General features: G+C 69.1%; 10 protein-coding genes and 4 pseudogenes. 8 read left to right on the top strand and 6 right to left on the bottom strand.

Annotation, left to right across the window (positions count from 1 at the left end):
* Nucleotides 1–1,195: 1,195 nt before the first annotated feature.
* The 3 genes and pseudogenes from OO52_RS54745 (at nucleotide 1,196) to OO52_RS33880 (ending at nucleotide 3,985) form a co-directional block, all read left to right on the top strand.
* Nucleotides 1,196–1,814 (top strand): annotated as a pseudogene (locus OO52_RS54745) (alpha/beta fold hydrolase).
* Between the two features lie 162 nt (nucleotides 1,815–1,976).
* A complete protein-coding gene (locus OO52_RS33885; protein ID WP_030938871.1) occupies nucleotides 1,977–2,807 on the top strand; it encodes an alpha/beta fold hydrolase in 831 nt (276 codons plus the stop codon).
* A 533-nt stretch (nucleotides 2,808–3,340) separates the two neighbouring features.
* Nucleotides 3,341–3,985, top strand: a complete 645-nt coding sequence (locus OO52_RS33880; protein ID WP_307820130.1) for a GNAT family N-acetyltransferase — start codon at nucleotides 3,341–3,343, stop codon at nucleotides 3,983–3,985.
* A gap of 76 nt (nucleotides 3,986–4,061) precedes the next feature.
* Here OO52_RS33880 and OO52_RS54740 read toward each other — a convergent pair.
* Nucleotides 4,062–4,217: pseudogene (locus OO52_RS54740) on the bottom strand (DUF6891 domain-containing protein); the annotation flags it as partial.
* A 157-nt stretch (nucleotides 4,218–4,374) separates the two neighbouring features.
* Nucleotides 4,375–5,244, bottom strand: coding sequence for a LysR family transcriptional regulator (locus tag OO52_RS51065; protein WP_030938866.1), 870 nt, complete (start codon nucleotides 5,242–5,244; stop codon nucleotides 4,375–4,377).
* On the opposite strand from OO52_RS51065, the gene OO52_RS51060 reads away from it, so the two are divergent.
* Nucleotides 5,176–6,546 carry an MFS transporter gene (locus OO52_RS51060; RefSeq protein ID WP_158712589.1) on the top strand — a complete coding sequence of 457 codons (1,371 nt, stop codon included), beginning with the start codon at nucleotides 5,176–5,178 and terminating at the stop codon, nucleotides 6,544–6,546. The two genes, OO52_RS51065 and OO52_RS51060, sit on opposite strands and share 69 nt — an antisense overlap.
* An 18-nt stretch (nucleotides 6,547–6,564) precedes the next feature.
* A pseudogene (locus tag OO52_RS54325) lies at nucleotides 6,565–6,962 on the top strand (ATP-binding protein); the annotation flags it as partial.
* 187 nt (nucleotides 6,963–7,149) lie between these two features.
* On the opposite strand, the gene OO52_RS33865 reads toward OO52_RS54325, so the two are convergent.
* Nucleotides 7,150–7,713 carry a DinB family protein gene (locus OO52_RS33865; RefSeq protein ID WP_030938860.1) on the bottom strand — a complete coding sequence of 188 codons (564 nt, stop codon included), beginning with the start codon at nucleotides 7,711–7,713 and terminating at the stop codon, nucleotides 7,150–7,152.
* Nucleotides 7,714–8,153: 440 nt separating this feature from the next.
* On the opposite strand from OO52_RS33865, the pseudogene OO52_RS54735 reads away from it, so the two are divergent.
* A pseudogene (locus tag OO52_RS54735) lies at nucleotides 8,154–8,464 on the top strand (transposase); the annotation flags it as partial.
* Between the two features lie 61 nt (nucleotides 8,465–8,525).
* Complete coding sequence (locus OO52_RS33860; protein WP_030938858.1) at nucleotides 8,526–8,942, top strand: DUF4259 domain-containing protein; 417 nt, start codon at nucleotides 8,526–8,528, stop codon at nucleotides 8,940–8,942.
* 227 nt (nucleotides 8,943–9,169) lie between these two features.
* Here the strand turns inward: OO52_RS33860 and OO52_RS33855 are convergent, their stop codons facing one another.
* Nucleotides 9,170–9,742, bottom strand: a complete 573-nt coding sequence (locus tag OO52_RS33855; RefSeq protein WP_037671070.1) for a GNAT family N-acetyltransferase — start codon at nucleotides 9,740–9,742, stop codon at nucleotides 9,170–9,172.
* Between the two features lie 557 nt (nucleotides 9,743–10,299).
* Here OO52_RS33855 and OO52_RS33850 point away from each other — a divergent pair.
* Complete coding sequence (locus OO52_RS33850) at nucleotides 10,300–10,812, top strand: hypothetical protein (RefSeq protein WP_051847892.1); 513 nt, start codon at nucleotides 10,300–10,302, stop codon at nucleotides 10,810–10,812.
* A 260-nt stretch (nucleotides 10,813–11,072) separates the two neighbouring features.
* Here the strand turns inward: OO52_RS33850 and OO52_RS33845 are convergent, their stop codons facing one another.
* Together OO52_RS33845 and OO52_RS33840 are read right to left on the bottom strand one after the other, a co-directional pair.
* On the bottom strand, nucleotides 11,073–11,663 hold the full coding sequence (locus tag OO52_RS33845; protein WP_030938850.1) for a malonic semialdehyde reductase: 591 nt from the start codon (nucleotides 11,661–11,663) through the stop codon (nucleotides 11,073–11,075).
* 9 nt (nucleotides 11,664–11,672) lie between these two features.
* Complete coding sequence (locus OO52_RS33840) at nucleotides 11,673–12,071, bottom strand: hypothetical protein (RefSeq protein WP_030938847.1); 399 nt, start codon at nucleotides 12,069–12,071, stop codon at nucleotides 11,673–11,675.
* Nucleotides 12,072–12,404 lie beyond the last annotated feature (333 nt).

The raw sequence follows: 12,404 nt of genomic DNA, 5'->3' as shown, positions 1-12,404 counted from the left end.
GGCACAACGGCGCCCGTCGTCTCAGCGGTCGCCGGCCGGCCGGGCGTGCTCACTCGTGGGTGCTGCTCACACCGCCGGCGCTGAGCACGATGTACACGCCGCTGGCGTCGGACCCGACGCCGTGCTGCTTCCTCTCCGGCGTGGCGTCCACCGCGCCGCCGTTGCCGAGGGTCTGGGCGCGGTAACGGGGTGCGCCGGTCTTCGTGACCTTGGCCGTCCAGCCGTCCGCGAATTCGAAGGTGCCCGGCCCCTGGTGGCCACCGCCCCTTCAGGCGTGGACCTGGCCGGCCAGCGTGAGCACGATGAACATGTCGTTGGCGTCCAGCCCGGCGTCCGCGCCGTTCGTCTCCAGCATGGCCGGCCCCGAACCGTCGTGGACGATCTTCGCGAGAGGTGCTGGTCGGCCGTGCTGCCGTCGGGCAGCTTCCGGGTGCGGTCCGGGGACCCCGCCGTGGCAGCGGCGACCGGCGTGCCGCTGCGGTGCGCGGCGTTCGACCCGCTCTGTACGCTGGTCAGCGCCTTGCCCGCGGCCGTGGTCGGAGAGCCGCTGGGCGCGCGGCGCTGTCGCCTGCGGAGCCGGAGGCGGAGACCTGCCGCTCCGGGCCGGACGCGACGTCCTTGCTCCCGCTCCGGCAGGCGACCGACGAGAGGGCAGCGGCGGCGACGGCCACCAGGCCGGCGGAACGGGCGGTACGGCGAGCGGTCATGATCCGAGTCCCCCACGGGGTGTCAAGAGGCGTGGTCCCCGCCGCCGCCCTTCCCTCGTGCCGGTCGGCCGCCTCTGCTGTGTCCCTGCCTCCCGTCGAATGGCGTTCGGCTACGCGTTGTGCGTCGCTTTCTGTCCGCGTTGGGTAACGGCCGCGCCCCGCCGTCCCGGGAGTGGGCGCGCAGGCGGTCCACCGCGTCCAGGTGTGACTCGCGGACGACGTAGCGGGGGTGATCCCCCAGCGGCGCCGGTGCTGGACCGAGGTGCGTACCGCGCCCGCTGGGCCGCCCGGGCAGGCGCCCGAACGGCGGCCGGCCGGGGTGGAAGGGGAGGCGCGGACCTGGAGGACCGGCCTCGTCGTGTTCCGCGGCACAGAGCACTGTCGAGCCAGACACCGTGCGCTCACAGGCAAGGCGGTGTGGCCTGATTCCGTAGGGTCGGTTCAGCGCAGGAGGCTCACCGCCTTCCTCTCACCCGGGGAGTTCGCCCATGACCGATCCCGCCATCGTTCTCGTCCACGGAGCGTTCGCGGACGCGTCTTCGTACGCCTTTGTCACCACTCGGCTGCAGAAGCGCGGGTTCAAGGTCATCGCTCCCGGCGTGCCCAACCGCAGCCTCCTGGGCGACGCCGCGTACGTGGCGTCCGTCGTACGCGGTGTCGGGGGTCCGGTGGTCCTGGTCGGCCACTCCTACGGCGGGGCCGTGATCACCATGGCCGGGACCGAGGAGAACGTGCAGGCCCTGGTGTTCCTTTCCGGGTACGCGCTGGAGGAGGGCGAGAGCCTGGGTGAGCTCCAGGGCGGCTTCCCCGACTCGAAACTGGGCGCCGCCCTCGTCTACACACCGTCACCACTGGCGGACTACGTCGCAGCGTCCGCTGGCGGGTCTGGCGTTCGCCGAGAAGGCGACCGCCGCGGCCTGGAGGACGAAGCCCGCGTGGGCGGTCGTCTCCAGCTCCGACACCACCATCAATCCCGAGGTGCAGCGCTTCGGTTACCGCCGTGCCGGAATCGACTTCGTGGAGATCGACTCCTCGCACATGGTCATGCTCTCTCACCCCGACGAGGTCGTGGACATCATCCTCGAAGCGGTCGAAGCGACCAAGTGAAACCGAGCGCGACCCGGGCGGCATGACGGCCAAGAGCTCTCTGACCGCGACAAGGTTCTCGTACAAGGGCAGCAGTCGTTCGGCGTAAACCCGATTCACCGGGCGCGCGGCCCGACGCGCAGAACGCACAACGGAACATCCGACACAGCAGAGGAACCAGTGATGAGTACAGTCACCACGCCGGACGGCACCGTCATCTTCTACAAGGACTGGGGCCCGCGGGACGCCCAGCCGATCGTCTTCCACCACGGCTGGCCGCTCAGCTCGGACGACTGGGACGCCCAGTTGCTGTTCTTCCTCTCCAAGGGGTACCGGGTCATCGCCCACGACCGCCGTGGGCACGGACGTTCCAGCCAGCCCGCGACCGGCCACGACATGGACACCTACGTCGCCGACGTCAACGTGCTCACCGACGCCCTGGACCTCCAGGGGGCAGTGCACGTCGGGCACTCCACCGGCGGCGGCGAGGTCGCGCGCTATGTGGCACAGGCCAAGCCCGGCCGTGTCTCCAAGGCGGTACTCGTCGCGGCCGTCCCGCCGGTCATGGTGAAGAAGGACAGCAACCCCGAGGGCACCCCGATCGAGGTCTTCGACGGATTCCGCGCCGCCCTCGCCGCCAACCGGGCCCAGTTCTTCATCGACGTTCCCGCCGGGCCCTTCTACGGCTTCAACCGGCCCGGGGCCGAGGTGTCCCAGGGGCTGATCGACCGTTGGTGGTGGCAGGGCATGATGGGCGCGGCGAACGCCCACTACGAGTGCATCAAGGCCTTCTCGGAAACCGACTTCACCGAGGACCTGAAGAAGATCGACGTCCCCGTCCTCGTGATGCACGGAACGGACGACCAGGTCGTGCCCTACGCCGACTCCGGCCCGAAGTCCGCCGAGCTGCTCAAGAACGGCACGCTCAAGAGCTACGAGGGTTACCCCCACGGGATGCTGTCGACGCACCCCGAGGTCCTCAACGCCGACATCCTCGCCTTCGTGGAGAGCTGAGACCACGACCGCCCGAGCCATGGGAGCCGCATCCTCACAGGTGCGCTCCCTGGCGGTGGCCTCGAACGTCCGGCGGGTCTGCTCCACCGTGGCGTCGTCGGTCGCCTGCTCCGGGACAGGGTCGGCCTTTCGGTCCGTGCGGGCCGACCGCCGGCGGAGCCTCGGGGCAGCGGCGAACACCCCGCACGGGGGTGAGACGGGTACGTACCCTGCAACCGGTCCCAGACCTTCGCTCTCGAGGTGCTCGTTGACGACGGCCGCGATCGTTCCGTGGTGGTCTTCGCACCGCTCTCCCCGCCACAGGTGGCGGGTGAGCTCGATCAGGCGCGGGACCGTGCCTGCAGTTCGGAGAAGTCAGGTCCTGTTCGTCACCGGCAGTGCGGGCCGCGGCAATGGGTCGTGGACGCGAGACGGGCTGCCATTCCGGGGGGGCGGGAGGAGGGGTGCGGCGATCTCGTCCCGATTGCGCGCGGCGGAATGGCCACTTCGGCGTCTGGCTCGCGTAAGCGGCCCTCGGTGACAGGCTCGGCAGAGTGGCAGGGCCGGGCGCAGGCCGGCATCGAGTCTGCGGGCCGGCAGTGACGGCAGCGGGTGCCCGTCGGCGTCCGGCCATCTGGCAGGATCGGCTCGTGGCTCCACACGCGGTTTCCTTGAGCAGAATCGAGCTCGCAGACTGGGGCGCTGTCCACTCCTGGGCTTCCCTCGCTCAGGTCTGCCGTTTCCAGGCTTGGGGACCGAACACCGAAGAGGAGACCCGCGCGTTTCTGGCGACTGCGGTCGCGGCCTGGGCGCACTCACCTCAGCAGCGGTTCGCTTATGCAGCGCGCGTGGAGGGCGACGTAGTCGGCATGGGTGAACTCCACGTCCGGAACCGAAGGCAACGGCAAGGGGAGATCACCTACGTTGTGCATCCTCGGGTCTGGGGACAGGGCGTCGCAACGGCGATCGGCGCGGAACTACTAGCGCGAGGGTTCGATGATCTCCAACTGCACCGCATCCATGCGACCTGCGACCCACGGAATACCGGGTCGGCGCGGGTACTCACCAAGCTCGGCATGACGTGGGAAGGACGTCATCGTCACACCGCGCTGATCCGGGACGGCTGGCGAGACTCCGACATGTTCAGCATCCTCGAGGATGAGTGGCGCGGGAGGACGCCCCGGGTCGCCGACGAGTAGCCAGGCGGCCTTTGCCTGCTGGTTCAGCCATGTCATGGGCGGGTCTCGACGGGCTCGCTAGCGGGTGGCTTGCAGGTCATGCGGCTTCTGGCAGGGATCTGCTCGTGCCCGAGCCGGCCAGGCGCCGACGCCAGTCCAGGGGGACGATGATGGCCCGGCCAGGGTCATGGTCCCATTCCGCGTGGAGGCCGACTGCTTCGAGTGCGGCCATGACCTCGTGGCCGACGGCTGCAGTGGTCTGGGTCCGTCGGAGTGCTGCGGGGCGCCGACCAGCAGGCGCATCACGGCGTCCTGTTCGCCGCGTGGATCGCGGCCGGCCGGTACTTCGCCACCCACCCCGTCATCGCCAGTTGGCGCCGCCGTTCGGGCAGGTGACCGCGGCGAAGGGGTCAATAGGCCGCGAGCAACTGCTCGAGCAGAGCCGCGGTGGCTTCGCCGGTCGAGGTCCGCGTCACGACGTTGAACTCCCAGGTGATGCGCTCTTTCAGAGGGACGACTGTGACGCCTTCGCTTGGCGGGATCAGCAGTTCGGGAAGCAGCGCGATGCCGAGGCCGTTGGCGACGAAGACCGGAATCGAGTTGGTCTCGGTGACCTCGGCTCTGACGTCGCGCACTACCCCGCGTGCGCTGAGCGCGGCGTCGAGGACGTCCCGGTTGCCGAAACCGACAGGCGCGTCCACGAAGCGCTCGTCGGCGAGGTCTCTCAGCGCCACTCCCGCGCGCGATGCGAGGTGATGGTCGGCCGCGACGATGACCGCGTAGGGCGTTGTGGCGAGCCGGTGCACGGCAAGGTCCGGGGCGGTGGCCGCCGGAAGCCCGTACAAGCTGAGGTCGAGCCGCCCTCGCCGGACGGCGTCGGCGAGCTCCGCCGAGCCGGACGAAGACGCGCGCAGCCGGAGGTCGACGAGCGGGTGTTCGCGGTGGAAAGCGCCGATGACGCGCGGGATCGCGAGGTAGCTCACGCTGGAGAACACCCCGATGCGCAGCTCGCCCCGCAGTTCGCCTCGCGGGTCGGCTGCGGTGCGGGCGCGCGCCTCGGCGTCGGCGAGTGCGCGAAGCGCAGGCAGCACCGCCTCTCCGGCGGCGGTGATCCGGACCCCTCGCTGGTCTCGTTCGAAGAGCGCAGTACCGAGCTCTCGTTCCAGCGCCCGAACGCCGGCGGAGACGGTCGACTGTGCTGCGTAGACCCGTTGCGCGGCACGGGTGAAGCTCAGCTCGTCGGCGACCGCGATCGCGTACTCGACCAGTCGGGTTTCCATGTCTCTGCCTACCACTCCATCGTCCGCGTCGATAACTATGACCAAGAGTATGCGTTGGACGCGATGACAAGAGGCGTCAAGCATGGAGGAATGACGACAACAGCGGCTCCCGCCCAGACTCCAGCCACCGCACGACTCCCGCATGGGCCGGGGTTCTGGATCATCGCGCTCGCCTTCGGCACCGAGCTCGCGTTCTGCGCCGTCCCGACGCCCCTCTACGCGATCTACCAGCAGCGCGACGGCTTCCCCACGATCGTCCTCACCGTCATCTTCGCCGCATACGCGGTCGGGGTCATGTTGAGCCTGTATCTCGCGGGCCATGTCTCCGACTGGCTCGGACGCCGACGTGTGATCCTCGGCTCGCTGCTCATCAATCTGCTGGCCGCGATCCTCTTCCTGCTCTGGAACAACGTCGCCGGCCTCATCGTCGCCCGCTTCACCAGCGGACTCGGCATCGGCATCCTCACCGCCACGGCGACCGCACACCTCTCCGAGCTCGGCGCGGCGGCCAACCACGCCAAAGGCCGGGTCGCCCTGGTGTCGACGTTCGCGAACCTCGGCGGCATCGGCCTCGGCCCTCTGATCGGCGGGCTCATCGCGACATGGTCCACGCGCCCCCTCATCGCGCCCTACGTGGCCTTCGCCGTCCTCCTGGTCGTCGAAGGGATTCTGGTCGCCTTCGTTCCCGAGACGGTCGAGCGCCGTGAGGAGCGCCCTGCCTACCGGCCGCAGCGCGTCGCAGTGCCGGCGGCAGGGAGGGGCGCGTTCTGGGCGGCCGGAGCGGCGGCGTTCGGGGCGTTCGCAGTGTTCGGCACCTTCATGGGTCTTTCCTCGACCTTTCTCGTCGGTCTCCTCGGGCTGCACTCGCACCTGCTCGCCGGCCTGGCGCCATTCGTCGTTTTCATGGCGGCAGCCCTCGCGCAGACGGCCACCGTGCGGCTGGCGATGCGCCCTCAGATCGGGTACGCCATCGCGCTCGCCGCGATCGGGCTCGTGAGCATCGGCGTTGCCGCCATCGTCGCCTCGCTTCCGCTCTTCCTCATCGGCGGCGGGGTCGCGGGCGCAGGGATCGGCATCCTGTTCCGAGCCGCCCTCGGGACCGTCGCCGCGGTCGCGGACGCGGAGCGTCGAGGTGAGGCGCTCTCCGGCATCTTCCTCATCGCCTACGCCGGCATGACCATCCCGCCGCTACTCACCGCCGCCGCGCTCAGGGTCTGGCCTACAGTCGCCGTGCTCTTCGGACTTGTCACTCTCGCCGCGATCCTCGTCGCGATCTCCGGCTCCCGGATGCTTCGCCACTGAAACACCTCAGCGACCACGCTGCCGCAGGATGGAGAGGTCGTGTCAGAATCGCGCCGGGCGGAGGGGGAACCCTGGGGAACGGCGGGGGCCAAGCCGTTGGTCAGCCAGTCCAGGCGGTCGCTCCGCCTCGGTTCAGGCGCCAGGAACCGTGACGACCGCCGCTTCCGTCAGGGCCTGCGGCTCTCCCGGCTGCCGCACGAAGAGACGCTCGGCGAGTACAACTTGTGCTTCCAGCCCGACCTCGACCCACGAAGGGTCAGGACCTGGCCACCCTCTCGTGCGTCGAAGGGAAGGCGAACGCTGCCCTGTTCGGGCCGCCCCGGGTCGGGAAGACACACATCGCTGCGGCTCTCGCGGTCGCGGCCTGCCGGTCCGGCTACCCGATCTGTTTCACGAGCCTCGACGACATGGTCCGTTTTGCTGGGCGTGACCTCGCTTGGATCTACTTCCGGACCAACCGTCACAAGGGGGCCTTCACCATGCCACCAAGTTCCGCACCGATCCCGCCCGCGCGACCGGCCTGCTGTGCGCCCTGTTCGTCCTGACCAACCTCGAAAGAATCCGCTGACAGATGATCTACACCCGAGACCTCTGCCCCACACGTCATATTCGGCGCGGTACGGCTTCGTCCTGCCAGCGGTAGAGGTCGCGCAGCAGGGAAATCTCGGCACCGTGATGGATCAGCTCCCTGTTGACGTGCAGGACGATGCCCTCCATGGGAAACCGCTCGGGACCCACCATGGGCGGATTCTCCAGGTCGGCGTCAGAGAGGTCGCGGACCCCGGCGTTCCACCTCCCATACATCTCATCGAGCTGCTTCAGCGCCTCGTCAGCGGTCCCCGCGTAGGCGAATGTCCGGGAGTCGACGTCCTGGCCGCCGAAGTGCCATCCGACCCGATAGCCCAGGCAGGAGACGATGATGTGCGCCAGCCGCCAGGCAATCGTGGTCACCGGCGCCGGCACCGGGCCAGGGGACGCGAAGTCCATCGTCCATTCCCCCGAACCTGCCGACATCGGTGCGGCCGACGTGCCACGTGGGCGGATGCTCCAGCAGCCGCGCACCGGCTCCCAGAAGTACTCCTCATCGGCAAGACCGTGCAGCCGCGGCCGCAGGTTGTTGTGCCAGTGCCGGTCCAGCTGGTCCGCGAGCCGCTCGCTTCTTGTCATTTCCGCACACTACATACAACGGAAACCTGGCTACGACCCCCACGGACGCCGTCGCCGGCCGTGGGCCGCGCGAGCGTACCGCACCGGGAGATGACGCTCGGGGCTGATGTGCCCTTCGGGCCGCGCCGCCGCGAGCGGCTGTGGGTGTGCCATTCGCCGACCCGGATACTGCCGTCGGCTGCGAAGGCTCGAAATCGGTGAGGGCCTGGGCCTGCCCGAGGTCGCGCAGGAAGTAGGTAGGTGTGCGCGCGGCGGCGGGGCGGGGTTCCGGCGTGGTGGACGGTAACGGTGTCGTGGGCGTGGTGTCCCGGCAGGATGTCTCCGGTTTCCGTGGTGTGGTCGGGCGCGTGTGGCTTTGTTCGCCGGTTTCGGTTCTGGCTCGCTTTTCGTGAAGCGCGCACACTGAGTAACGGCTGCTGCTCCGATCAGGCTTCGGGACCATCCTGGCCAACTGCCCTGAACTCGATGCCCTCACTGGTCACGTCCGGTCCTTCGCCCACATGCTCACCGAGCGCCAGGGCGAACGACTCCCGCAGTGGCTCGATGCCGTCCGCCAGGACGACCTTCCCAGCCTCCACACTTTCGGGGCCGGCATCGACCGAGACCGCGATGCGGTCATCGCCGGCCTGACCCTGCCCTGGAACTCCGGTGTCGTCGAAGGAACGTCAACCGGATCAAGATGCTCAAGGGCCAGATGTTCGGACGCACCGGCTTCGCACTGCTCCGCAAGCGGGTCCTGCTCGCACTGTGACCGATGTCAGTGGCTCCTGGAACCATGACTTCGTCCAAGACAGTCGTATCAGGAGCCGTGCATGGGAACGTGGGGAACCGGCCCGTTCGACAGCGACCTCGCCGCAGACTTCGTCGATGAACTCGAGGGACTCAACCCCCAGCAGGTCATCGACGTGCTGGAGCGGGCGTTCCAGCGAGTAGCCAACTCCGGAGAGCGCGTCGACGGCGGAGACGGGGCCGAAGCCGTTGCCGCTGGCGCTCTTGTCGCCAGCACCCTCCCGGGCAGCCCCATCGTGATTGACCCCGATGACGGCCCCGGGGAACCACTGCCCGAACTGCCGGCCTCGCTTCGCGCGTCAGCGAAACTCGCACTGAACCGGGTACTCCAGGACGGATCAGAGATGGCAACCGGCTGGGTGGACAGCGCCGACGCCGATCAGTGGCGCGAGGAAGTGCGACAGATCCTCCAGGCACTCGAAGCATCCGCCGATCACTGATCGTGACCGCTTCACGGAAGTCGTGCCAGAACCCCGGTTTCGACAGCGGTTGTCCAGTGCTTCGGGAGGCACCCCGGGACGCGGCGTGTCCGATGTTCACGAGATGCGCCAGCACCCGCGCACGCCGATGAGAATGTTGCCGCTCCAGGCCGACCCTACGAGCTACTGGATGCTCCACGGTGCGGATGGTCGGGATCGGTGGGCAAGCGAACCGGTAGGTCCGGGTCCTAGCGGCCGGCCGTCGGTGTGGCCGTCGGGTGCCACTCGCGGCGGAGGAGGCCGAAGACCCAGGAGTCGGAGACGTCGCCGTTGACGACGCAGTCCTCGCGGAGGGTGCCTTCGCGGACGAAGCCGAGCTTCTCCAGGACCCGGGCGGACGCCACGTTGCGAGTGTCGGTCTCGGCTTGGACGCGGTTCAGGTCCAGGGTGTCGAACGCCCACCGCAGGACGGCGTGCGCGGCCTCCGTGGCGTAGCCGTGGCCCCACGCGGCGGCGTCGAAGACGTAGCCCAGGGACGCGCTGCGAAAGTCCGGGTTCCAGCTGGTCAGGCCGCACCAGCCGATGAACGCGCCGTCTGAGAGGCGGTCGACGGCCACCCGCGCTCCCGTGCCTTCCGCCTCGATGGTCCGGCAGGTCGCGATGAAGCGCTGGGCGCGGGCCGGTTCGGTCCACGGCGGGGAGTCCCAGTAACGCAGCACGTGGGCACTGCTGTGCAGCGCGTAGAGCGGTGCCGCGTCGGCGTCGGTGAACGGCCGCAGTCGCAGGCGGGCGGTGTGCAGCTCGGGGGTGGGCAACGTCATGCGGAGCATCCTGCCTCGTCACGCTCGCCCCGACCATCCGTTATCCAACGGCGTCGGCTATCGCACCCCCAGCAGTAACTCTCCATGCCAGTGGTGCTGTCGAAATCCGTGAACTTTTCGATTCCCTCTCGGGCGGCGGCTGCCTCCCGAACCGGTCTACATCCGCAGCCCGTTCTCGCGGATCGCGGACAGAGCCAGCCGTGAGCAGTTCGGTGGTGATGGCGTGGGCAGCCGAGACGGTGAGGTGGACGGTGGTGACGGGCCGCTGGGTCATGGGGGGCGACGGGAGAAGTCGGGAATGGGGTTCGCGGGGCCGGGTGGGTTGGCTGTCGTACCCCGGCCCTAGAGTCCGATGTATGACCCGTCGCACCCCCGCCCGCCCAGTGGACGTGGAGAAGCTTTTCCCTGAGCTGATCCCCTTCCGTCGTGGGGCCGTCCGCCTGCACCCGCGCGCCGGCTCCCCTTCCTGCCAGGACAGTTCCGTTGGAGGACCGCTGCTGTGGCCTGCAGCAGAGCCATGGCCGGTTTGTACGGAGGAGCACTACGACCCTGACACTGTGAGCGAGCTCCAGGGTGACGTGCCCATGGTTCCCATCGTCCAAGTCCGCCAGGCCGACGCGCCCGGTGTGCCCTTCCCCGAGGGGACCGACCTGTTGCAGGTGCTGTGGTGCCCCTACGCGCACGGCGAGTACTGCTATCCCCTGCCGCGGGTGCACTGGAGGAACACTGGTGCCATCGGAGACATACTGCCTACTCCGGCACCGGTGGAAGGGCTTCCGAAGGACTGGTATCCGGACCCGTGTGTGGTCCACCCGGAGCAGGTGACCGAGTACCCCGATTGCGAAGCGTGCGGTGGGCGCATGGAACACCTTCTGACCGTCGCGAGCTGGGAGTTCGACGGAGAGTCCTGGCGTACGTGGCTGCCGGTGGAGGACCGGACCGACAGTGGTTGGGCCGAAACCGCGGACAACCCCGCGGGCCTGTGCCTCGGCGACGCCGGAAGCGTCTACGTCTTCGAATGCCGTGCCTGCCCCGACCGCCCCGTCGGGCACTGGTTCGACTGTTCGTGACCGGTGGACGACCTCGAGGAGGAGCTGAAGGAACGGGCTCCCCTGCTCGGCCCGCGCCAGCCAGGCAGCTTCGACCGCGCGTCACCCACCGGCCCCGCCAATGTCCCAGGAAGCGATCCGCACCGGGGCGGTGAACACGGCCTGGCCATCGCGATGGCCGTGTGCCGCAGCTCCGGAATCCACCGCGCGCCGGTGGGCGAACGCGTCGAAGTCACCGTCGTGCCGGCTGACGATCCCAGCGGGCAGCCGGACGGCCGGCTTCAGACCGTCCTGACGACTTGCTCGTATGTCAGACGCGGAGAGCGCGGGAACCACGCGTTCTCACCCGGCCTGCCGATGTTGATCACGGCGAGAACCGAGTGCTCGCCGTCGCCGAAGAAGTCCTTGTCGATGCCGTCGGCGTCGAAGCCGGTCATCGGTCCCGCGGCCAGGCCGGCGGCACGGACGCCGATGATGAAGTACCCGACCTGGATGAGCGCGTTGAGCCTCGCGGACCGCTCACGCACCGCACGTTCGGCGAAGAGGTCCTTGGCCTGAGGGAAGTGCGGGAACTGGCTGGGCAGTTCCTCGTGGAACTCGTTGTCCGCGGCGAGGATGGCGACGAGCGGGGCTTGCGCGGTCTTCTTCCGGTTTCCCTCGGCCAGGTGCCCGACCAGGCGCTCGCGAGCCTCGGCGGAGCGGACCAGCACGATACGCAAGGGCTGCTGGTTCATCGAGGTGGGGCCGTACTTGACCAGGTCGTAGATGGCTTCCATCTGGTCGTCCGTCACCGGTTCGTCGGTGAAGGTGTTGGCGGTCCGTGCCTCACGGAACAGAAGGTCCTGGGCTGCGTGGTCGAGGATGAGAGACATGTGAACCTCTTACGGGTGAGTGTCTTTGGTTGTTCGGTGGCTTGAGGCTGCGAAACAGAGGAACTGGGCGCTGACACCCAGCAGGTACACGGCTGTGGTGGTCGCCCCGACGAGCCCCCAGAGCAGGGGTCCGGAACAACACTGTGCGAGCAACAGGCCGGCCAGTGCGGCGAATGCCGCCGTGGGCAGATGGAAGGCGGCCCATATCCGCGCGTCGACGGAGGGCCTGTCCGACGCCATGGGGGCGCCGCTGTGGGCGACGGCGCCCAACGCGACGAAGGCGAGCGTCGCACCGGCGAGGAGGGCCAGGACGTCGGCCGTCCCAGGGCCGCCCCGCTCGGTCGACGTCATCGCGCTGGCGGCCCACAGCGCCAGCGTGTATCCGTGCGGGGCCGCACTCGCGGCCACAGTGGCGCGGAGCCGGCCGCGGTATCCGTGCGCTTGAGGGCCCGTACGCGCAACCGACCTGGCAGGACCGGGCCTCGGTTGGCTATGCCTCCGCGATGTGGGTGACGACCTCGCCACGTCTGTGCTCCTCCACCGGCTCCTCGCACGCGGCTTCGGTCCGCGCGAGGGGGGTGACCCGGTCGGTCCCCGGACCGCGCCGTCCGCGCGTGACCGACTCGCTGATGGGGTCGAATCCGTTGCGGTCCGGTTCGACGATCAGGAGGACTCCGCGCGGGGCGCGGTTCCAGTTCGTGCCCAGGCCGGGCTCGCGACGGGCCCGGCAAGGACCGCGGC

It is taken from the genome of Streptomyces flaveolus (assembly GCF_000716535.1).
Lineage (GTDB): Bacteria > Actinomycetota > Actinomycetes > Streptomycetales > Streptomycetaceae > Streptomyces > Streptomyces flaveolus_A.
This window is presented reverse-complemented; position numbering and strand designations above follow the sequence as displayed.